General features: G+C 72.6%; 21 protein-coding genes and 1 pseudogene. 8 read left to right on the forward strand and 14 right to left on the reverse strand.

Features of this window, described 5'->3' with window-relative positions:
• Positions 1–337: 337 nt before the first annotated feature.
• Positions 338–1,072, reverse strand: a complete 735-nt coding sequence (locus tag ACFVUT_RS09215) for a VIT1/CCC1 transporter family protein (RefSeq protein ID WP_389646167.1) — start codon at positions 1,070–1,072, stop codon at positions 338–340.
• Positions 1,073–1,333: 261 nt separating this feature from the next.
• Between ACFVUT_RS09215 and ACFVUT_RS09220 the strand changes: the two are divergent.
• The 7 genes and pseudogenes from ACFVUT_RS09220 to ACFVUT_RS09250 form a co-directional block, all read left to right on the forward strand.
• A pseudogene (locus ACFVUT_RS09220) lies at positions 1,334–2,434 on the forward strand (ADP-ribosylglycohydrolase family protein); the annotation flags it as partial.
• A 306-nt stretch (positions 2,435–2,740) separates the two neighbouring features.
• Complete coding sequence (locus ACFVUT_RS09225) at positions 2,741–3,919, forward strand: ADP-ribosylglycohydrolase family protein (protein ID WP_389646825.1); 1,179 nt, start codon at positions 2,741–2,743, stop codon at positions 3,917–3,919.
• On the forward strand, positions 3,861–5,048 hold the full coding sequence (locus ACFVUT_RS09230; protein ID WP_389646164.1) for an ADP-ribosylglycohydrolase family protein: 1,188 nt from the start codon (positions 3,861–3,863) through the stop codon (positions 5,046–5,048). The genes ACFVUT_RS09225 and ACFVUT_RS09230 overlap by 59 nt, the downstream gene beginning before the upstream one ends.
• Positions 5,045–6,418, forward strand: coding sequence for an ADP-ribosylglycohydrolase family protein (locus ACFVUT_RS09235; protein WP_389646161.1), 1,374 nt, complete (start codon positions 5,045–5,047; stop codon positions 6,416–6,418). The genes ACFVUT_RS09230 and ACFVUT_RS09235 overlap by 4 nt, the downstream gene beginning before the upstream one ends.
• The gene (rbsK, locus tag ACFVUT_RS09240) at positions 6,415–7,299 is read left to right on the forward strand and encodes a ribokinase (RefSeq protein WP_389646158.1); all 885 of its coding nucleotides are present in this window, start codon (positions 6,415–6,417) and stop codon (positions 7,297–7,299) included. The genes ACFVUT_RS09235 and rbsK overlap by 4 nt, the downstream gene beginning before the upstream one ends.
• A complete protein-coding gene (locus ACFVUT_RS09245) occupies positions 7,296–8,495 on the forward strand; it encodes a CaiB/BaiF CoA transferase family protein (RefSeq protein ID WP_389646155.1) in 1,200 nt (399 codons plus the stop codon). Before rbsK ends, ACFVUT_RS09245 begins: the two co-directional genes overlap by 4 nt.
• A complete protein-coding gene (locus ACFVUT_RS09250) occupies positions 8,492–9,304 on the forward strand; it encodes an HpcH/HpaI aldolase/citrate lyase family protein (RefSeq protein WP_389646152.1) in 813 nt (270 codons plus the stop codon). Before ACFVUT_RS09245 ends, ACFVUT_RS09250 begins: the two co-directional genes overlap by 4 nt.
• Before the next feature lie 156 nt (positions 9,305–9,460).
• On the opposite strand, the gene lgt is transcribed toward ACFVUT_RS09250, so the two are convergent.
• From lgt to hisI, 11 genes are all read right to left on the reverse strand, one after another.
• Positions 9,461–10,600, reverse strand: a complete 1,140-nt coding sequence (gene lgt / locus ACFVUT_RS09255; protein WP_389646149.1) for a prolipoprotein diacylglyceryl transferase — start codon at positions 10,598–10,600, stop codon at positions 9,461–9,463.
• 98 nt (positions 10,601–10,698) lie between these two features.
• Positions 10,699–11,526 (reverse strand): DsbA family protein, encoded by an 828-nt coding sequence (locus tag ACFVUT_RS09260; RefSeq protein ID WP_389646147.1) that lies wholly within the window; start codon positions 11,524–11,526, stop codon positions 10,699–10,701.
• Positions 11,527–11,601: 75 nt separating this feature from the next.
• Positions 11,602–12,414 (reverse strand): tryptophan synthase subunit alpha, encoded by an 813-nt coding sequence (trpA, locus tag ACFVUT_RS09265; RefSeq protein WP_389646144.1) that lies wholly within the window; start codon positions 12,412–12,414, stop codon positions 11,602–11,604.
• The gene (gene trpB / locus ACFVUT_RS09270; RefSeq protein ID WP_389646141.1) at positions 12,411–13,691 is read right to left on the reverse strand and encodes a tryptophan synthase subunit beta; all 1,281 of its coding nucleotides are present in this window, start codon (positions 13,689–13,691) and stop codon (positions 12,411–12,413) included. The genes trpA and trpB overlap by 4 nt, the downstream gene beginning before the upstream one ends.
• 137 nt (positions 13,692–13,828) lie before the next feature.
• Positions 13,829–14,101 carry a tryptophan biosynthesis modulator TrpM gene (gene trpM / locus ACFVUT_RS09275; RefSeq protein WP_389646139.1) on the reverse strand — a complete coding sequence of 91 codons (273 nt, stop codon included), beginning with the start codon at positions 14,099–14,101 and terminating at the stop codon, positions 13,829–13,831.
• An 8-nt stretch (positions 14,102–14,109) separates the two neighbouring features.
• Positions 14,110–14,919, reverse strand: a complete 810-nt coding sequence (trpC, locus tag ACFVUT_RS09280) for an indole-3-glycerol phosphate synthase TrpC (RefSeq protein WP_389646136.1) — start codon at positions 14,917–14,919, stop codon at positions 14,110–14,112.
• A 115-nt stretch (positions 14,920–15,034) separates the two neighbouring features.
• Positions 15,035–15,484, reverse strand: a complete 450-nt coding sequence (locus tag ACFVUT_RS09285; protein WP_389646822.1) for a DUF2752 domain-containing protein — start codon at positions 15,482–15,484, stop codon at positions 15,035–15,037.
• A 151-nt stretch (positions 15,485–15,635) separates the two neighbouring features.
• Positions 15,636–15,884 carry an HGxxPAAW family protein gene (locus ACFVUT_RS09290; RefSeq protein WP_389646133.1) on the reverse strand — a complete coding sequence of 83 codons (249 nt, stop codon included), beginning with the start codon at positions 15,882–15,884 and terminating at the stop codon, positions 15,636–15,638.
• A 128-nt stretch (positions 15,885–16,012) separates the two neighbouring features.
• The gene (locus ACFVUT_RS09295) at positions 16,013–16,672 is read right to left on the reverse strand and encodes a TIGR02234 family membrane protein (RefSeq protein ID WP_389646130.1); all 660 of its coding nucleotides are present in this window, start codon (positions 16,670–16,672) and stop codon (positions 16,013–16,015) included.
• A 14-nt stretch (positions 16,673–16,686) separates the two neighbouring features.
• Positions 16,687–18,180 (reverse strand): anthranilate synthase component I, encoded by a 1,494-nt coding sequence (locus ACFVUT_RS09300; protein WP_389646126.1) that lies wholly within the window; start codon positions 18,178–18,180, stop codon positions 16,687–16,689.
• Between the two features lie 11 nt (positions 18,181–18,191).
• The gene (hisI, locus tag ACFVUT_RS09305; RefSeq protein ID WP_389646124.1) at positions 18,192–18,569 is read right to left on the reverse strand and encodes a phosphoribosyl-AMP cyclohydrolase; all 378 of its coding nucleotides are present in this window, start codon (positions 18,567–18,569) and stop codon (positions 18,192–18,194) included.
• 84 nt (positions 18,570–18,653) lie between these two features.
• Between hisI and ACFVUT_RS09310 the strand changes: the two genes are divergently transcribed.
• A complete protein-coding gene (locus ACFVUT_RS09310; protein WP_389646123.1) occupies positions 18,654–19,286 on the forward strand; it encodes a TIGR03085 family metal-binding protein in 633 nt (210 codons plus the stop codon).
• A 16-nt stretch (positions 19,287–19,302) separates the two neighbouring features.
• Here ACFVUT_RS09310 and ACFVUT_RS09315 read toward each other — a convergent pair whose 3' ends face one another.
• Both ACFVUT_RS09315 and ACFVUT_RS09320 read right to left on the reverse strand, forming a co-directional pair.
• Positions 19,303–20,547 (reverse strand): MFS transporter, encoded by a 1,245-nt coding sequence (locus tag ACFVUT_RS09315; protein WP_389646121.1) that lies wholly within the window; start codon positions 20,545–20,547, stop codon positions 19,303–19,305.
• Positions 20,548–20,573: 26 nt separating this feature from the next.
• Positions 20,574–21,161, reverse strand: a complete 588-nt coding sequence (locus tag ACFVUT_RS09320; protein ID WP_389646119.1) for an ArsR/SmtB family transcription factor — start codon at positions 21,159–21,161, stop codon at positions 20,574–20,576.
• Positions 21,162–21,314: the final 153 nt, after the last annotated feature.

The raw sequence follows: 21,314 nt of genomic DNA on the forward strand, positions 1-21,314 counted from the left end.
GTGCAGGTTACATGATGGGGCGCTTCTCAAGAAGCGGATAGTTCGTTCCAACATACGGACATCGCATCGGTGTCAGGCGATGAGCGGGTCGCTGTCGGAGGATCGGCGCCCGGGGGACCACAGAGAGCAGGCGTCGTTGCCCGCGGTGTCTACGGCTCATGCCCGGCGGCAATGGAATCGAAACCGCCAGGTAATGGCTACTTATGTGTAGCCCTGCATAGAGACTCATTTTACGTGGAGGCAGCCCCTCCGCCCAGAGGCGGATGCCAAGACGTACGTCACACGGATGGCGGACATGTTACGGGCCGCGGCCCTGACCTGCCCGGTCGCCGACGCGTCAGCCCCCGACCGCCACACCGAACAGAGTGCCCAGCCCGTAGGTGAGGGCCGCCGCTGCCCCGCCCAGCGCCAGCTGACGCAGTCCGCTGTACAGCCAGTTGCGTGCCGTCACCCTGGCCACCACCGCACCGCAGGCGAACAGCCCGAGCAGCGCGAGCAGCACGGCCGGCCACATCGCACTGGCCCCGAGCAGATACGGCAGCACGGGCAGCAGGGCTCCGATGGCGAACGCGCCGAACGACGAGACGGCGGCGACGAGCGGCGAGGGCAGATCGCCCGGGTCTATGCCGAGCTCCTCGCGGGCGTGGATCTCCAGGGCCTGCTCCGGATCGCGCGACAGCTGCCGCGCGACCTCGCGGGCGAGCTCGGGTTCGACGCCGCGGGCCTCGTAGAGCGCGGCGAGCTCCCGCTCCTCGTCCTGGGGATGCTTGCGCAATTCGCGCCGCTCGACGTCGAGTTCCGCCTCGACGAGCTCGCGCTGCGAGGCGACGGAGGTGTATTCGCCGGCCGCCATGGAGAACGCACCGGCGGCCAGCCCTGCCAGCCCGGTGATCACTATCGTCTGCTGGGAGACGGCACCGCCCGCGACGCCGGTCATCAGCGCGAGGTTGGAGACCAGCCCGTCCATCGCGCCGAACACCGCGGGACGCAGCCAGCCGCCGTTCACATCGCGGTGGGTGTGGTTGTCGCGGTGCGCCTCGTGCAGCACGGCGTCGGTCTCGATGATGGACACAGTTCTCCCTTCTCCGGCAGCGGGTGCCACCCGCTCCCCCCTGCTCGGCACCATCGAAACTACGCACGAAAAACGCCCCCCGCCAGCAAGGCAGGCCGTACTTACCTGCCCTGTGACCAGGTAAGTACGGCCTGCCTCACCACTTCTGAGCCGTCATCCGACTGGCCCTTTTGTTGCGATGATCGGCCTTTGGCGGCGCTCCGCGTGGGACAGATCGAGCAGGCACGAGAACTGACTCGGTGTGGGCGAAGGGTCGACGCGATGGAGCTGACTGCAGGAAATCCGGCGGAGCCGCGGAACGGCGGTACGCGGCAGGCGGCGGAGCACGGCACACAGGCGGCGGCCGGGGGCGACGCGAACCAGGGCGCCGTGGTGGGGGGAGACCTGGGCGACCGGGCCCGGGGGGCGCTGCTCGGCCTCGCGGTCGGTGACGCGCTGGGCGCACCCGCGGAGAATCTGCGGCCGTCCGAGATCCGCCGTCGCTGGGGCCGGATCGAGGGCTTCGTGAGCGACGACCCCGCGGGGACGGACGACACGGAGTACGCGATCTTCTCCGGGCTGCTGCTCGCGCGGCACGGTTCGGCGCTGACCGTCACCCAGGTCGAACGGGCCTGGCACCTGTGGATCGCCGACCTGGACGAGGGACCGTTCCGCGGCGCCGGGTTCAGTGAGCGGGGCACGCTGGAGAATCTGCGCCGGGGCCTCGCCGCCCCGATCTCCGCCCAGCACCGGCACGCCTGGAGCGACGGCCTGGCGATGCGGGCGGCACCGTTCGGCGTCTTCGCGGCGGGCCGCCCCGACGAGGCAGCCCGGCTGGTCGCGGTGGACGGGCAGGTCAGCCATGACGGGGAGGGCATCTACGGGGGCCAGGCGGTGGCGGCCGGGGTGGCCGCCGCGATGGTGGGTGCCGGGGTCGCGGGGGTGATCGCCGCCGCGCTGTCCGTCGTTCCCATGGATTCCTGGACGGCGCGCTCGCTGCGGCGCGCGGTGGCCGCCGCCCAGCGCACGTACCCCGACCGGCTCACCGGGGAACGCGCGGTGCGCTCCGCGGTGGTCGTCGGCGGCTACCCGTGGACGGACCTGGCGCCCGAGGCGGTCGGCCTGGCCTTCGGCGCGTTCACGGCGGCACGCGGCGACTTCCGTACGGCGGTGCTCACCGCGGTCAACATGGGCCGCGACGCGGACACGACGGCCGCGGTGGCGGGGGCCCTGGCCGGCGCCCTGCACGGAGCGTCCGCGATTCCCCGGCACTGGGGGGAGGCGATCGGCCCCGTCCGGGGCAGCTGCCTGCCGTCGATGCGGGGCTATCACGTCCTGGACATCGCGGAGCTGCTCACCCCGGACGACGCGGACGAGGTGCGCGGGGGCGCACGGGACGACGCCGGTACGCGGGAGAGCACCTCGGAGGACCCCCTCGACGCCCCCACGTCTCCTGCCTCCTCTTCCTCTCCTGCGCCCCCCGCCTTCCCCGTCTCCCCCGCCTCTCCCACCTCCCCCGCCTCCCCCGCCTCCCCCGCCTCCTCTGCCTCCTCTGCCTCCTCTGCCTCTCCCGCCTCCTCTGCCTCTCCTGCCTCTTTCGCCTCTCCCACCTCCGCTGCCTCCCCCGCCTCCCCTGCCTCTCCCGCCGTTCGGCTCCGTGCCCGTCCCGCCCCGGGGCATCGGGCCCGGATCGAGGGGCTGCTGATCGGGCTGGCCGCCGGGGACGCCGCCGGGTGGCCGGCGGCGCGGCACAGGGCCGCCCGGATGCCCGAGTGGACCCGGCGCCTCACCCGGGAACTCGACACCTTCGCGGAGCAGAACGCCACGACCACGCTGCCCGTCCCCATCGCGCTCAACCAGCCGCCCGAACCCCTGCGGCTCGGGCCGTCCGACGACGCCGAATGGGCGGCGTTCGCTGCCGGAACCGTGCTCACCTCGGCGGCCGGTCCGCTGCACGGGCTGTCCCGCGAACGACGGATGCGCGCCGCCGTCGACGTCGCCTGGAACGCGCTGGCCGCCGAGGTCGCCGCGGCTGCCGCCCGCGCCCCCGAGGTCGAGTCCGCGGTGCTGCCCCTGCGTGCCCGGATCTCCGTGCGGGCCGGGCTCGGCAATCTCGCCGCCGGGTTGTGCCCGCCCGCCACCGGCCACGACAACCCGCACTACTTCGACGACGCGGCCTGCGTACGGGCCGCCGTGCTCGCGGTGGTCCACCCGGCGGACCCCGCCGCCGCCGCAGACCTCGCCGAGTTCGACGCCCGCTACACCCAGGACGGCGACGGTGTGCACGGAGCCCGCGCGATGGCGGCCGCGATCGCCGAGGCACTGGGCGGTGCCGACGTGGACACCGCGGTGGACGCCGCGCTCGCCCAGCTCCCCGACGGCACGGAGATCGCCCGCAACGCCCACCACGCCGTCCGGATCGCCCGCGCCTTCGTCGGCGAGGCGGCGGGCGCGTTCGCCGTCGTCCCGGTGCTGGAGCATCAGATCGTCGACCACGTCTACAGCTACGGAATCGCCGCAGCCGAGACCGTCCCGGTCGCCCTCGCCCTGGCCACCGCGGCCCGCGGCCGGATCGCCCAGACCGTTCCCGCGGCGGCGTGCCTGTCGCGGGTGGCCGACTCGGCACCCGCCCTGGCCGGCGCGCTGACCGGCGCGCTCGGCGGGATCGGCGCCGTCCCCGACAGCTGGCGCGAGGCCTGCCGCACCCTGGCAGGATGTGCGCTGCCCCGTCTCGCGGGGACCGATCTCATCGAACTCGCCGGGCTGCTGGCAGACACGGAACAGAAGCCCACGGGTAGACAATTCGGGCATGACATCCACGACTCCCCTGCGGTCCGAGGCGAGGACCACGACACTCACACTCGATGAACGGATCACCGGAGCGCTCGTCGGCGCCGCGGTCGGCGACGCGCTCGGCGGTCCGGTCGAGGGCCGGTCCCCCGAACAGATCGCGGCCCGCCACGACGGGCGGATCAGCGGCATCGTCGGCCCGTGGGACGGCGACGACTGGCGTACGGCCCGCCCCATCGCCCCGTACCACAAGGGCGACGGACACGTCACCGACGACACCTTGATGACCCATGCGCTGGTACGGGTGTACGACACCGTGCGCGACCATCTCGACGCGTACGCGGTCGCCGACCATCTCGTGCCCGAGCTGATCTCCGCCCCTCGCTGGATCCCGGAACTGGAGGCCGACGCACTGCCGCTCCAGCGGATCTTCCTCGCCGAGAAGTGGATCGTCGCCCGGCTGCACTACGGCCACGTCGATCCGCGCGAGGCGGGCTCCGGAAACATCGTCAACTGCGGTGCGGCCATGTACATGGCGCCGGTCGGCCTGGTCAACGCCGCCCACCCGCAGGCCGCGTACGCCGAGGCGCTGGATGTCGCCGGCGCCCATCAGTCCTCCTACGGCCGGGAGGCGGCCGGAGTCCTCGCGGCGGCCGTCGCCGCCGCCTGCGCCCCGGACGCGACGCCCGCCTCCGTCGTCGACACCTGTCTGTCGCTCGCCAAGGACGGCACCCGGTCCGCCATCGAGGCGGTCTGCGACGTGGCCGTCCGGTACAGCGACTTCGAGTCCGCGCTGGCCCCGCTGCGGGCCGCCGTCGCTCCCTTCGACACCGTCGGCCCCGACTACCGCGCGCCCTCCCTCGGCGCCCGTCGGCCGTCACGACTGCACTCCATCGAGGAGCTCCCGATCGCGCTCGGCATGCTGATCGTCGCGGACGGCGACTTCCGGCACGCGGTCCTCGGGTCGGTCAACTACGGCCGGGACTGCGACTCGATCGCCACGATGAGCGGTGCTGTCGCGGGCGCGCTCCACGGCGCACAGGCCATCCCCGCCCCTTGGGCGAAGACGGTCGCCGAGGCCAGCCGGCTCGATCTGCACGCCCCCGCGCGGACCCTGTCGGACGTCGCCCGCGAGGTGTTCGCACGCGACACGGCCCGACGCCGCGCGCACGAGTCCGCGTTCGCCGCACTGGTGGGTTCGCCGTGAACGTACGGGTGACGTGGGTGCAGCCCGAGGACCTGGTCGGGCACGAGCTGCGCCAGGCGGCCGAGGACGGACGGGACGCGCGAGCCGTCGCACGCCGCTGGTACGAGGCGGGCGGTGCCCCCGCACCGGAACGCGCGGGCGCGTCGGCTTCCCCGGCACCCGAGCTGCGCGTGCTCGCCGGGCACCTGCTCGACGAACTCGCCCGGCTGGAATCACCGTTGGCGGCCGACGAGCCGACGGAGCTGACCGCGATCCGGGCCGCCTGCCCCCACTGGCCGGTCCCGCGCGCCGACCCGCCCGCGGTGAGTCAGGACCGGCTGCACGCCGCCTGGCTGGGCCGGGCCGCCGGCTGCCTGCTCGGCAAACCCGTCGAGAAACTGCCGCTCGCCGGCATCCGCGCACTGGCCCGCGCCACCGGCAACTGGCCGCTGACCACCTGGTTCACGGCCAAGGGGGTGCCCACCGAACTGGCCGCCACCTACCCCTGGAACCGTCGCTCCGCAGCCACCTCCCTGGCCGAGAACATCGACGGCATGCCGGAGGACGACGACCTCAACCACCCTTTGCTGACCGTGCTGTTGCTCCAGCGCCGCGGCACGTCCTTCACCACCTGCGATCTCGCCCGGCTCTGGCTCGACGAACTCCCGGCGGGCCGGACGTTCACCGCCGAGCGGGTCGCGTACCGCAATCTGCTCGACGGGATCGAGCCCCCGCACACCGCCCGGTACCGCAATCCGTTCCGGGAGTGGATCGGCGCGCAGATCCGGGCCGATGTGCACGGCTGGACGCATCCGGGCGACCCGTCGGCCGCGGCGGAGCAGGCGCATCGGGACGCGGTCCTCACTCATACCGCCAACGGGGTGTACGGGGCGATGTTCACCGCCGCGGCGCTCGCCGAGGCGGCCGGCGGCGAGAGCGACGTGCACGGGTGCCTGGCTGCCGGGCTGCGGGTCGTCCCGCCGCGTTCACGGTTCGCGCACGCGGTCCGCCTCGGCATCGGGGCGGCCCGCGGCGGGGGTGGCTTCGACACGGTGGTCGACCGGCTGCACGCCGAGTACGGCTCGTACCACTGGGTCCATGTGCTGCCCAACGCCGCGCTGCTGGCGGCGGCCCTCACACACGCGGACGGTGACTTCTCCGCCTCCATCTGCCGTGCGGTCTCCGGTGGCCTGGACACCGACTCGAACGGCGCGACCGCCGGTTCGCTCGCCGGTCTGCTGGCCGGGGCCCCGGAGCGGCTGCCCGACCGCTGGACCGCACCGCTGAAGAACCGCCTCGCCACGTCCGTCCCCGGTTTCGACTCCATCGGCTTCGACGCACTCGCCGAACAGACCCACCGGCTCACCCACAAGGAGGCACTCCGCCCATGACCGGCATCGCGGTGCTCGGCAGCACCAATATGGACCTTGTCGCATACGCCGCACGGGCTCCGGGGCGCGGAGAGACCGTCACCGGACGGGAGTTCCGCACCGTCCCCGGCGGCAAGGGCGCCAACCAGGCCGTCGCCGCCGCCCGCGCGGGCGGCAACGTCCTGATGATCGGCGCGGTCGGCGACGACGAGTACGGCACCCTGCTGCGGGCCGGCCTGGAGCACTCCGGCGTCGACACCGATCTGCTGCACACCGCGGAAGGCCCGAGCGGCACCGCGCACATCGTGGTCGACGACGAAGGCTCCAACTCCATCGTGGTGGTGCCCGGCGCCAACGGAACCGTCACCTCGCTCGGCCCCGGGGAGATGGCCGCCATCGCCGGCGCCGATCTGCTGCTCCTGCAGCTGGAACTGCCGCTGTCCGCCGTGGCGGAGGGCGCGCGGGTGGCCCACGCCCAGGGCGTACGGACCATCCTCACCCCGTCCCCCGTACAACACCTGCCGGGTGAACTCCTCGACTGCGTCGACCTGTTGATCCCCAACGAGTACGAGGCCGCCGCACTCACCGGCTCCCCTGATCCCCACGCGGCGGCGCAGATCCTGCTCAGCCAGGTCCCGGCGGTCGTCGTCACACTCGGCTCCAGGGGCTGCCTGTACGCGGCCCGGGGCGGCGAGCCCGTCCTCTTCCCCGCCCCCGAGGTCACCGCCGTGGACACCACCGGGGCCGGGGACACCTTCGTCGGGACGCTCGCCGTGGCCCTCGGTGAGCGCCGGTCCGTGCCGGAGTCCCTGGCCTGGGCGTCGTCCGCCGCCGCGCTCTGCGTGCAGAGGCCGGGCGCCTCGACCTCCATGCCGTACCGCAACGAGATCGACGCCGCATGAACACGACCACGCAGGCACCGCTGACCGGACTGCGGGTCATCGACCTCGCCACGCTCTTCGCCGGTCCCCTCTCCGCCACCCTGCTCGGCGACTTCGGCGCCGAGGTCATCAAGGTCGAGCATCCCCGCCGCCCCGATCCGTCGCGCGGGCACGGCCCCACGAAGGACGGCGTCGGCCTGTGGTGGAAACTGCTCGGCCGCAACAAGCGCAATCTCACCCTCGATCTGTCCGCCCCCGGCGGGCGGGACATCCTGCTCCGGCTGGCCGCCGACACCGATGTGATCATCGAGAACTTCCGGCCGGGAACCCTGGAGCGCTGGGGCCTGGGCTGGGCGGAACTGCACGCCGTCAATCCGCGGCTGGTGCTGGCCAGGGTCACCGGCTTCGGTCAGCTGGGCCCGTACGCGCACCGTCCCGGCTTCGGCACCCTGGCCGAGGCGATGAGCGGATTCGCCGCGATCACCGGGGAGCCGGACGGACCGCCCACCCTGCCCCCGTTCGGGCTCGCCGACTCGATCGCGGCGCTGGCCACCGCGTACGCCGTGATGGCCGCACTGGCCGGACGCGACCGCACCGGGGAGGGGCAGATCGTCGACATGGCCATCATCGAGCCGATCCTGACCGTGCTCGGCCCGCAGCCGGTCTGGTACGACCAGCTCGGCTACGTACAACCGCGTACCGGCAACCGCTCCCGGAACAACGCCCCGCGCAACACGTACCGCACATCGGACGGGCACTGGGTGGCCGTCTCCACCTCCGCGCAGTCGATCGCCGAGCGGGTCATGCGTCTGGTCGGCCGGTCCGAGCTGATCGACGAGCCCTGGTTCGGCTCCGGCACCACCCGCGCCGATCACTCCGACGAGCTCGACGAGGCGGTCGGCAACTGGGTCGCCCGGCACACCCGGGAGGAATCGCTCCGCGCGTTCGAGAAGGCGGAGGCGGCGATCGCGCCCATCCACGACATCCGGGACGTGATGGAGGACCCGCAGTACCGGGCCCTGGGCTCCATCATCGAGATCGACGACCCGGAGCTGGGACCTCTGCGGATGCAGAACGTCCTGTTCCGGCTCTCCGGGACACCCGGCGCGATCCGCTGGGCGGGCCGTCCGCACGGTGCGGACACCGACGAGATCCTCGCCGGGATCGGTCTGTCGGGCCCGGAGATCACCGCGCTCCGGGCGGAGCGCGTCCTGTGACGGCCCGGGTTCCCCTCACCCTGCTGTACGTGCCCGGAGACCGGCCCGAGGTGGTGCGCAAGGCGCGCGACTCCGGGGCGGATGCGGTGATCGTCGATCTGGAGGACGCGGTCGCGCCGGACCGCAAGGAGTACGCGCGGTCCGCCACCGCCGAGCTCCTGTCCGAGCCGGCCGGCGGGGCGGGTGTGCCGATCCATGTCCGGGTCCACACCGAGGCGGACGTCCTCGCCCTGGCCGGGCTGCCGGGTCTCGCCGAACTCCGGCTGCCGAAGATCACGCACGCCGCGTCCGTCCATCACATCGCGGCGGTGGCACCGGGGGTCGCGCTCTGCCCGCTGCTGGAGTCGGCCTTCGGCATCGAACACGCGTACACGGTCGCCGCCTCCCATCCGCAGGTCCGCTCCATCGCCCTGGGCGAGGCGGACCTCCGGGCCGACCTGGGGGTACGGGAGGACGCCGGCCTCGACTGGTCGCGCAGCCGGGTCGTGGTCGCCGCGCGCGCGGCCGGGCTCGCGCCCCCCACCCAGTCGGTGTTCCCGGACGTACGGGACCTGGACGGCCTACGGGCGTCCTGTGCCCATGGCCGGGCGCTGGGCTTCCTGGGCCGGGCGGCGATCCATCCCCGCCAGCTCCCTGTCATCGAGCGGGCGTTCACCCCGACGGCGCGGGAGGTCGAGGCGGCACAGCAGATCGTGGAGGCCGCCGCCTCGGACGACGGTGCGCTGGCCCTCCCCGACGGCCGGTTCGTCGACGCGGCGGTCGTGGCATCGGCTCGCCGCACGCTGGCACTGGCACGGAAGGCGGGGTGACGGTGAGGGACCGGCCGGGCCGGGTGCGGTTCACCGGGCCCGGGCCGAGCCCGTCCGCCGCGGAGGGACGCGCACGTCCGCAGGCCGACGTCGAACGGGGGAGCCCCGAACCGTTCGGTTCGGGGCTCCCCCGCACAAGCACGGAGCACATCCGGCTCAGGCGTTCTTCGCGGCCTCCGCGGTCACGTTCGCGGTCACGTTCTGCGCCGCCTCCGCGGTGGCGTTCTTCTCCGGCGCCCCGGTCTCGGCGCTGTCCTCGGCACGACCGGCGTCACTGCCCGCGTCCGTGTCGGGCGCGGCATCACCGTCGGCGTCCCGCCCGGCGTCGTCGGCCGCCTCCGTGTCGGGCGCGGCGTCACCGCCGTCCCCGGTCTTACCGCGCTCGGTGTCTTCAGCCTTCTCGGCGGTCTCAGCCTTCTCGGCGGTCTCAGCCTTCTCGGCGGTCTCGGCGGTCTCGCCCTCGACGCCTTCGGCCGCGTCCACCGCGCCCGGTTCCACGATCTCCTCGCGCCCCGGCCGCACCCTCGCCGAGATCACGATGTACGTCACCGCCAGCAGGAACACGACCAGCGCGGTCCACACGTTCAGGCGCAGGCCAAGGATGTGGTGGGCCTCGTCGACCCGCATGTACTCGATCCACGCCCGGCCCGTGCAGTACGCGGCGACGTACAGCGCGAACGACCGTCCGTGCCCCAGCTTGAAGCGGCGGTCCGCCCAGATCACCAGAAGGGCGACACCGATGCACCACAGCGACTCGTACAGGAACGTCGGGTGGTACGTACCGGCGACCCGGTTGGGGCCCTCGCTGATCTTCAGGGCCCACGGCACGTCGGTCGGCTTGCCGTACAGCTCCTGGTTGAACCAGTTGCCCCAGCGGCCGATCGCCTGGGCGAAGGCGATGCCGGGGGCGAGCGCGTCGGCCCAGGCGGGCAGCGGGATCCCGCGGCGGCGGCAGCCGATCCAGGCGCCGACGGCACCGAGCGCGATCGCACCCCAGATACCGAGGCCGCCCTGCCAGATCTTGAAGGCGTCGACCCAGTCCTCACCGTCGCTGAAGTACAGCTGGTAATCGGTGATGACGTGGTAGAGCCGACCGCCGACCAGGCCGAAGGGCACGGCCCAGACGGCGATGTCGGCGACCGTGCCGGCTCTGCCGCCCCGGGCGATCCAGCGCTTGTTGCCGAACCAGACGGCGACGAAGACACCGATGATGATGCAGAACGCGTAGCCGCGGAGCGGGATCGGGCCGAGATCGATCACGCCGGTCGACGGGCTGGGAATGTAGGCAAGGTCCATGGCAGGGTCGACGCTACCCTGCCAGGTGGGGCATACGGCAACCCACCCGACAACGTCTGGGTAACGGGCGGGTCATCTCTTTCCCTGCCGGAGGCCGGTCAGGAGCCCGACGGCGACGGGGTCGCCGCGCCCGGTGTCCTGCCCTTGTCCGCCTCGGCGACCCACTTCTTCAGATTCGCCGCGGTGATCGGCTCGTTCCCCTTCTTCGGGAAGATCGACTCTCCGTTGAGCAGCGCGGTCGGCGTGCCCTGGAATCCGCTCTTGCCGAAGGCCGTGTTGGATTTCCGGACCCAGCTGTCATGCTTGCCGTCCTCCACACAGCTACGGAAGGCGGGGGTGTCGAGTCCCGTGACCTTCCCGGAGAGCTTGATCAGCTTGTCGTTGTCACCGAAGGCGTCGTCGGTCTCCGTCGGCTGGTTGCGGTAGAGGACGTCGTGGTACGCGGAGAACTTGCCGGCGCTCTGCGCGCAGGCGGCGGCGTTGGCCGCCCGCAGCGAGCCGCTGCCGCCCATATTGCCGTCGATGATCGTGGCGAGGTGGTACTCGACCTTGACCTGTCCGGAGCTCTCCAGCTGGTGGATGGTGTCCCGGAACGCGTTCTCGAACTGGGCGCAGACCGGGCAGCGGAAGTCCTCCCAGATGGTGAGCGTGGACGGGGCGCCGTCCTTGCCGACCTGGATGGCCAGGCTGTCCTTGCCCGTCGCACCGGACGGCGCGACGACGGGGCCTGCCGCCTTGCTCTTGCCGCCGTCGCCGCCCGCGTTCGCCGCGATCAGGCCGACGACGGCGGCCAGCGCCAGCACACCCACCAGGCCGCTGCTGACGATCAGCGTGCGCCTGCGGCGCTCGCGCGCCTTCTGGCGCTCCCGCTGCTGGACGAGCCGGTCTCGCGCGGCCCTTTTTCCCTGTTCGTTCTTCTCGCTCACACCCGCAGCAACGACCCGGGGAGGCACGTGCGTGCCTCCCCGGGTCCAGGTCCACCCGTTCGGATGACGCCCGATTCAGCGCTTTCGAACGCCTTCGGCGAGTTCACCCGCCAGGGAGCGGACCGCGGCCAGGCCGGCCTCCTCGTCGGGAGCGTCGAGGATGCTCTTGACGAAGGCGGAGCCGACGATCACCCCGTCGGCGAAACCCGCGACCTCGGCGGCCTGCCGGGCGTTGGAGACGCCGAGGCCGACGCAGACGGGGAGGGACGTGGTGGCCCGGGTGCGCGCGACCAGGTCCTGGGCCTGCTCGCCCACGGACTCGCGGGTGCCGGTGACACCCATCAGCGAGGCCGCGTAGACGAAGCCGGAGCCGGCCGCGGTGATGGTGGAGAGCCGCTCGTCCTTGCTGCTCGGCGCGACGACGAAGACGGTCGCGAGACCGTGCTTGTCGGCGTGCTCGCGCCACAGTTCGGACTCCTGGACCGGCAGGTCGGGCAGGATGCACCCGGCGCCGCCCGCCTCGGCGAGCTCGGCCGTGAAGCGCTCGACGCCGTACCGGTCGATCGGGTTCCAGTACGTCATGACGAGGATCGGGACACCGGTCGCCTCGTACGCCTCGCGGACCGTGCGCATCACGTCGGCGATCTTCACGCCGCCGCGCAGGGCGATGTCGTCGGCGGTCTGGATGACCGGGCCGTCGAGCACCGGGTCGCTGTGCGGCAACCCCACCTCGACAACGTCCGCACCGCCCGCCACGACCGCCTTCACGGCGGCGATCGCGCCGTCGACGGTCGGGAAGCCGGCCGGGAGGTACGCGATGAGCGCGGCCCTGTTCTCCGCCTTCGCCCGCGCGAGGGAGGAACTCAACAGCTCCACATTGCCGCTCACTTGGTGACCTCCTCTTCCTCGTCGGCCACATCGGCCTCGACGACCCCGTCGGCCTCGTCGTAGAGCCCGAAGTAGCGGGCCGCGGTGTCCATGTCCTTGTCGCCCCGGCCGGACAGATTGACCACGAGCAGTCCGTCCTTGCCGAGCTCCTTGCCGACCTCCAGGGCTCCGGCCAGCGCGTGGGCGCTCTCGATGGCCGGGATGATCCCTTCGGTGCGGGAGAGCAGACGCAGCGACTCCATGGCGGCGGCGTCGGTGACCGCGCGGTACTCGCCGCGGCCGATGTCCTTGAGGTACGCGTGCTCCGGTCCGATGCCCGGGTAGTCGAGACCGGCCGAGATGGAGTACGGCTCGGTGATCTGGCCCTCGTCGTCCTGGAGGACGTAGCTGCGCGAACCGTGCAGGATTCCGGGCTCGCCCGCGGTCAGGGTCGCCGCGTGCTCGCCGGTCTCCACACCGTGTCCGGCGGGCTCGCAGCCGATCAGCCGGACGTGGGCGTCCGGGATGAAGGCGTGGAAGAGTCCGATGGCGTTGGATCCGCCGCCGACACAGGCGATGGCGGCGTCCGGCAGCCGGCCGGTCCGCTCCAGGATCTGGCGGCGGGCCTCGACACCGATGACGCGGTGGAAGTCGCGGACCATGGCGGGGAAGGGGTGCGGTCCCGCGACGGTGCCGAAGAGGTAGTGCGTGCGGTCCACGTTGGCGACCCAGTCGCGGAACGCCTCGTTGATGGCGTCCTTCAGGGTCCTGGAGCCGGACTTCACGGCGATGACCTCGGCGCCGAGCATCCGCATCCGCGCCACGTTCAGCGCCTGCCGCTCGGTGTCGATCTCCCCCATGTAGATGGTGCAGTCGAGGCCGAAGAGCGCACAGGCGGTCGCGGTGGCGACGCCGTGCTGGCCGGCGCCGGTCTCGGCGATGACCCGGGTCTTGCCCATGCGCCGGGTGAGCAGCGCCTGGCCCAGCACGTTGTTGATCTTGTGCGAGCCGGTGTGGTTCAGGTCCTCGCGCTTGAGGAAGATCCGGGCTCCGCCCGCGTGCTCGGCGAAGCGCGGGACCTCGGTCAGGGCGCTGGGACGGCCGGTGTAGTTGACCATGAGCTCGTTGAGCTCGGCTGCGAAGGCCGGGTCGGCCTTCGCCTTTTCGTACTCGACGGCGACCTCGTCCACGGCGGCGACGAGCGCCTCCGGGATGAACTTGCCGCCGAACGCACCGAAGTACCCCTCGGCGCTGGGGATCAGACCCTCCGGGTCCGGGATGAAGAAGTCAGATGACATCCGACGTGCTCCTCGACATTGCAATGGGTGGGTTCACCGTATGCGCCGTGAGCGGAGCGCCACCTCGACCGGCGGGCGGTCGGGCGGTGCGGTCGTACGTACGGCATGTGTGGTGCGGGTACGCCGGCCGGGGCTCGCTACAGCGCGGGCCCCGTGCGCCATCGCATGCCGTTGACCTGGCCGGGTTCGTCACCGATCACGTACCGCACCCGTCGGCCGTGCACACGGCGCGCGGGGGCGCGGCAGCCGCGGTGCCAGAAGGGCGGCGCGCAGCGCCTGGGCTGCGGGTGGTGGCACGAGGCGCCCGGGAGGCAGCAGCGTGCGGGCGGCGCGTACCCGTCCCGGGCGGCCGTCACGCCGGCTGGGCGCGGGCCCGGCCGGTGACGGGACGCGGGACGGTCGGCGGACATGGCTGCGGTCAGCTCCGTCCGTGCCGGAGCGCCGGGTGGGCGCCGGCGGCGACCAGGTCGGCGACGGCGGCCCGCGGGTCACGGCCGGTGACCAGGGATTCGCCCACGAGTACCGCGTCGGCACCCGCGTTGGCGTACGCGATCAGGTCGTGCGGACCGCGGACGCCGGACTCGGCCACCTTGACGATGTGGTCCGGGATCTCGGGGGCGACGCGCTCGAAGGTGGAGCGGTCGACCTTGAGGTCCTTCAGGTTGCGCGCGTTGACACCGATGACCTTGGCCCCGGCGTCCACCGCGCGTTCCGCCTCCTCCTCGTCGTGTGCCTCGACCAGCGGCGTCAGGCCGATGGACTCGGCGCGCTCGATGAGGGAGACCAGGGCCTCCTGGTCGAGGGCGGCGACGATCAGCAGGGCGAGGTCGGCGCCGTAGGCGCGGGCCTCCCAGAGCTGGTACGAGGTGACGATGAAGTCCTTGCGCAGGACCGGGATGTCGACCTTGGCGCGGACGGCCTCCAGGTCGGCGAGGGAACCGCCGAAGCGGCGCTCCTCGGTGAGGACCGAGATGACGGACGCGCCACCGGCCTCGTAGTCCGCGGCGAGGGCTGCCGGGTCGGCGATCGCGGCGAGGGCCCCCTTGGAGGGGCTTGAGCGCTTGACCTCGCAGATGACGGTCACACCCTCGCTGCGCAGGGCGGCGGCTCCGTCCTTGGCCGCCGGAGCGCGCGCCGCGCGTTCCTTCAGCTCGTCGAGGCTGACACGCGCCTGCCGCTCTGCGAGGTCGGCGCGTACGCCATCGATGATCTCGTCGAGCACACTCACGCGAGCGGCCCCCTTCCGGGACGGTGATGAGGGAACAGGTTCAGCCATCTCCATGCTATCCGCAGGAGGGCCGAGTGCCCGAATCCGGCCGGCGAACGTCCCACTACCTGGGCGTTCAAGGCGCGAGGGCCGATCCGAACGCAAGATTCCGGACGATCGAGAAGATCAGCAGCACAGCCCCGATCCCCCACCAGACGACGGGCTTCGCGGCGATGCTCATGGGCCGTCCCCGGGCGGCGCGGGACACCCAGAGCACCCAGAGAACGGCGAAGACGCCGTAACCGGCGACGGCGAGCGCGTTGGAGCCGAGGGCGGTGGCGAGGTCGCCGTGCGCGACGGCGTGCGCGCTGCGCAGTCCGCCGCAGCCCGGGCAGTACAGCCCGGCGAACCGGAGCAGCGGGCAGACCGGGTAGTGGCCGGGCTGGTTGGGATCGACGGCGCCGACGTAGCCGAACGCCCCGACGACGGCGGCCATCACGCCCACCGGGGTGGCGAGCCGCCGGACGCGCGAGACGGGAACGGGTGCCGGGGGAAAGACCGGCGGGAGCGGCTGCCGGCCGGGCATCGGCGGGTGACCGGGGGCGGGCGGGGAGCCCGGCGCCGACGGTGCGGCGGCTGGAGTAGGCGATGCGTCCACGCGGTGATTGTCCCCGCTGACGCGGAAAGGCGCAGCCCGGGCCGGGCTGCGCCTCGTGTGCGTGCGTGCGGTGCGTGCGTCAGGAGATCTGGGCCTGCGCGGCACGGGCCCTGGCGCGGGCCATCTCCTCCGACTCCTTTGGCATGCCGAGGCCGGCGGCCTTCATCGCGAGGCCGACGATCCCGCCGATGAAGATGACGGCGATACCGCCCCAGAAGCCGATCGGGTTGGCCGCGACCATGAAGACGCCTGCGACGCAGAAGCCGATGAAGGAGATGATGACACCGGTCCAGGCGGCCGGGGTGTGTCCGTGGCTGCTGCCCGCCATGAGTTGCTCCTTGTTGGTGATGCGCTGTTGGTATCGCTGTACGCAAAGCTGGTGCCGCTGTTGGTGCCGCTGTGCTGAAAGCTCGGCTCCATTGTCCCGTACGTGCGGGTAGGGCGTGAGCTGGGGGGTCACGCCTCGCGCGTCGGGTCCTCGCCGCGGTCCAGGGCCTTCCACAGGTCCTCGGGCCGATCCGGGTCCGGGGCGGTGCGGGCGGCTTTGCGGGGGCGGGGGGTGCCGTCCCGTTCGTACCGTCCCGACATGGTGGGCCAGAGCTTTCCGTACCGCAGGGCGAGCAGCCCGGCGAGGAGGATCAGCAGGCCGCCTGCCGCGGTGACGTAGGGCCATGCGGTGTGGCTGAGGGCGTTGATGGTCGCCGAGGCGTCGCCGGTGGTCTGGGCGGCCTTCTCGTCGAGCGCTCCGCTGTCGGAGGCGCCGAGGTAGGCGCTCAGTCCGGCGCCGAGGCCGCTGAGGGCGAGGAGTCCGGCGACGACGAGCCGTCCGCCGCCGCGGACGGCGAAGACGGCGACGAGGGCGGCCAGGCCGACGATGGCGAGGGCCGCCGGGAGGCCGGTGACGTCCTGGCCGTCGGCGGTCAGGGGCAGCGAGCCGCCGCCGACGGCCGCCCGGCCCTCGGCCCAGGTCTGGCCGGAGGCGAGCAGGACGACGGTGGCGCCCGCTGCTCCGAGGAGCAGGCCGGCGGCCAGGACACGGCGGCTCCCCGCGGGGTCGGACGCGGTGGCGGCTCGGGTACGGGGCTGGGGTACGGGGACAGCACTCACGTACTCCACTATCCCCTACCGCCTCATGCTTCGCGGAGCCGGTTGGCCGTATGCACCGCGCGGAGCACCGCCGCGGCCTTGTTGCGGCACTCGGTGTCCTCGGCGACGGGATCGGAATCGGCGACGACGCCCGCCCCGGCCTGGACGTACGCCGTGCCGTCGCGGAGCAGGGCGGTACGGATCGCGATGGCCGTGTCGGAGTCCCCGGCGAAGTCGAGGTAGCCGACGCAGCCTCCGTACAGTCCGCGGCGGGTCGGTTCGAGCTCCTCGATGATCTGCATCGCCCGGGGCTTGGGGGCGCCGGAGAGGGTGCCCGCGGGGAAGCACGCGGTGAGGACGTCGAAGGCGGTGCGGCCCTCGGCGACGCGGCCGGTGACGGTGGAGACGATGTGCATCACGTGCGAGTACCGCTCGATCGACATGAAGTCGACGACCTCGACGCTGCCGGGCTCGCAGACCCGCCCCAGGTCGTTGCGGCCGAGGTCGACGAGCATCAGGTGCTCGGCGCGTTCCTTCGGGTCGGCGAGGAGTTCGTCGGCGAGGGCCTGGTCCTCCTGCGGGGTGGCGCCGCGGTGCCTGGTCCCGGCGATCGGGTGGACCATGGCGCGTCCGCCTTCGACCTTGACGAGGGCTTCCGGGCTGGAGCCCGCGACGTCGAAGCCGTCGAAGCGGAAGAGGTACATGTACGGCGACGGGTTGGTGGCGCGCAGCACCCGGTAGACGTCCAGGGCGCTTGCCGTGCACGGGGTCTCGAAGCGCTGGGAGGGGACGACCTGGAAGGCCTCGCCGGCCCTGATGCGTTCCTTCACGTCCTCGACGGCGTCCTGGTACGCCGTGCCGCCCCACAGCGCGGTGTACGGGGGGAGCTCGGACGGCGGGAGGGTGGCGGGGGCGTTCTCGACCGGGCGCGACAGGTCCCGCTCCATGGCGTCGAGACGGGCGACGGCGTCCGCGTACGCCTCGTCGACGCCGGTCGCGAGGTCGTTGTGGTTGATCGCGTTGGCGATGAGCAGGACGCTGCCGTCCCAGTGGTCGAGTACGGCCAGGTCCGAGGTGAGCAGCATCGTGAGCTCGGGGAGGTGGAGGTCGTCCTCGACGCTGTCGCCGATCTTCTCCAGGCGACGGACGATGTCGTAGCCCAGATAGCCGACCATGCCGCCGGTGAAGGGCGGCAGCCCGTCGTCGGCGACCAGGTCGTGGGGGGTGTGCAGGGTCTCGATGGTGGCGCGCAGGGCCTGGAGCGGGTCGCCGTCGACGGGGACGCCGACGGGCGGGGTGCCCAGCCAGTGGGCCTGTCCGTCGCGGGCGGTGAGAGTGGCCGCGCTGCGCACCCCGATGAAGGAGTAGCGCGACCAGGTGCGCCCGTTCTCCGCGGATTCGAGGAGGAAGGTGCCGGAGCGCTCGCCCGCGAGCTTGCGGTAGAGGCCGACCGGGGTGTCGCCGTCCGCGAGGAGCCGACGGCTGACGGGGATGACACGCCGGTCGACGGCCAGCTTGCGGAAGGTATCGAGATCCATGGCGGCTGACCCTACTGGGTGAGGGGGAGGACGTCGGCGTCGAAGCAGGTGCGGTCGCCGGTGTGGCAGGCGGCACCCGTCTGGTCGACCTTGACGAGGACGGTGTCGGCGTCGCAGTCGAGGGCGACGGACTTGACCTGCTGGATGTGGCCCGAGGTGTCGCCCTTGACCCAGTACTCCTGGCGGCTGCGGGACCAGTAGGTGCAGCGGCCGGTGGTGAGGGTGCGGTGCAGGGCCTCGTCGTCCATCCAGCCGAGCATCAGCACCTCACCGGTGTCGTACTGCTGGGCGATGGCCGGGACGAGCCCGTCGGCGCCGCGCTTGAGACGGGCGGCGATGGCCGGGTCGAGGTTCCCGGACGGCGGCGGGGTGGTGGGCGTGCTGGTCATGCGCCCATTGTGCCGTGGCCTTCGGGGCGGCTTCGTTCGGCGTCCACTGGGCGGACCGCGCGAGGCGGTCGTACGCTGGCGAGCATGTCGACCCATGCGAAGCGTGAACGCCTTCTGCTCGCCGACCTGTTGGAGGCGGTGGGACCGGAGGCCCCGACCTTGTGCCACGGCTGGACGACCCGGGATCTGGCCGCCCATGTGGTGGTGCGCGAGCGCCGTCCCGACGCGGCGGGCGGTGTGCTGCTGGGTGTCCTGAAGAACCGCCTCGAACGGGTGCAGGCGGAGTACGCCGCCAAACCGTACGAGGAGCTGATCCAGCTGATCCGTACGGGGCCGCCGCGGATGTCCCCGTTCGGCCTGAAACAGGTCGACGAGGCCGCCAACACCGTCGAGTTCTACATCCATACGGAGGACGTGCGCCGGGCCCAGCCGGACTGGTCGCGGCGCGAGCTGGACCCGGTCTTCGCCGGTGTGCTGTGGTCGCGCACCGAGAGGATGGCCCGGCTGCTGGGCCGCCGGTCCCCGGTGGGGCTGGTGCTGCGCCGCCCGGACGGCCAGACGGCGGTGGCGCACAAGGGCACCCCGGTGGTGACGGTCACCGGTGAGCCGGACGAGCTGCTGCTCTTCGTGTACGGCCGGCAGAACGCGGCGAAGGTGGATCTGGAGGGCGACAAGGAGGCGGTGGACCGGCTGCACACGGCGGAGCTGGGGATGTAGGGCGTACGGGTCCGGGTCAGCGCGGGAGTTCCGCGCGGCGGAGCCGGGTGAAGGCCAGACCGGCCGCCGCCCCCGCCGCGCTCACCGCCGCGCTGGTGACGAAGACCGGGCCCGTCCCCCAGGCGGCGACGGCTGCTCCCGTGACCGGGTAGCTGAGCGGGGCGATCGCGTGGGTGAAGAGCGTCGAGACCGAGGTGACCCGGCCCAGGTAGGCGGGGTCGGTGACGGTCTGGATGAGGGCGCCGCACAGGGCGCCGCCGAGTCCGGCGAAGAGCCCGACGCAGACGGCGACGGCGGCGGCGAGGCCCACCGAGGGGGCAAAGGCCAGGGCGGCTGTGGCGAGTGCGCCGACCAGTACCGTCAGGCACATGACGAGACCGGCACGTGGCACCCGGCCGCGCACCGCGAGCAGCAGCGCCGACGCACCGGCGCCGATCCCGAACGCGGCGACGACCCAGCCCATGCCGGACGCCCCCCAGCCGCGCTGTCCGGCGAGCAGGACCAGTCCGAGGTTGAACGGCCCGGTGAAGCCCAGCTCGCTGAGGGCCACGGCGAGCATCAGCGGCCCGAGCACCGGGTGGCGGCGGATGTGGCGCAGCCCGTCGGTCAGGTCGTGCCAGGCGGTACCGGGCGGTCCGTCGGCTTCCGCGGCGGGCAGCGGGCTGATCCGCAGGGCCAGGAGCAGGGGCAGGGACACGGCGAAGAGCACCCCGGCCGCGGCGAAGGCGAGCGTCGGGCCGCCGAAGGCCACGGCGGCGCCGCCGAGCGGGGCGCCGACGACATTGGCGGTACGGGCGGCGAGCCCGCGCAGCCCCTGGACGCGGGCCAGTTGTCCGGCGGCGGTGATCCGGGGCGGCAGGGCGCCGACGGCGGGCAGGAAGAGCGCGTCGACCACGCCGAAGACGAGCGCGACGGCGACCAGCATCCACACGGCGGGCGAGGTGAACAGCAGCGCGCCCGCCAGGCCCAGCACGACCAGGCAGCGGACGGCGTCGCTGCCGATGACGACGCGGCGCGGGCCGAGCCGGTCGGCGAGCACTCCCCCGCCGAGCATCAGCACGGCCCGGGGTATGGAGCCGACGGCGAGGACGAGTCCGGCCTGGGTGGCGCTGCCGGTGCGGGCGGCGGACCAGGCGAGGGCCATGTAGTAGACGCTGTCGCCGATCATCGACGCGGCGTAGGCGCCGAGCCAGCGCAGGACGTTGCCGTCGCGGTGGGCGGGGCGTTCCGGAGCTTTCACGGCCGTGACGGTGGCGGTCATGCGAGTGGTCCTCCAGGGTCGGCGCGTCAGGTGCGGAACGGGAATCCGTACAGGTGCAGGGCGACGTTCTCGCGCCCTTCCGTGTCTCCGGCCTCGTCACGGGCGCGGCCGGCCTCCTCGTACCGCCGGATCAGCTCGTGCATCTCGCGGTTGAGAGCGGCGAGCTCCTCGGCGGTGAGGCGGGCCAGGTACTCGGAGCTGGAGGCGGCGGCGCGCCACTCCTGCGGCCAGCCCTGGACCGAGTCGAGGTAGCGGCGGTACAGCTCGACGTGCTGATCGAAGGAGAGCCGGCCGACGGCGGCGTGCGTGGCGGCCTTCTCGGGCGCGTCCCTGAAGTCCTCGTCGTGGAAGGTCAGCCCCTTCGAGGCGGGCTGCCACCAGCGCTCGCGGCCGTCGGTGCCCTGCTGTTCGGCCTCCTCGATCAGGCCGTGGTCGGCGAGCTTGCGCAGGTGGTAGCTCACCAGCGAGACCGCCTCGTCGACCTGCTCGGCGAGCTGCGACGCGGTGGCCTGACGGGAGATGTAGAGCGCGCGGTAGAGCTTCATCCGCAGGGGGTGCCCGAACGCCTTGAGGGTCTCCAGGTCCGAGATCCGGCGCAATTCGTTGCTTGCCATGTCCCTCACCGTAGACAGGAAAGGAAACTTGCGCAATATTATTTGCGCAATAAAAGTTGTGGGATTCCGGTCGCTGCGGGGGTGCGGAAGCAGCGCGCGGAACGCCGATCGCCGGACGAGCCATCACGGCTCGTCCGGCGATCGATGGAGTAC

Source organism: Streptomyces sp. NPDC058051 (genome assembly GCF_042885475.1).
Taxonomy (GTDB): domain Bacteria; phylum Actinomycetota; class Actinomycetes; order Streptomycetales; family Streptomycetaceae; genus Streptomyces.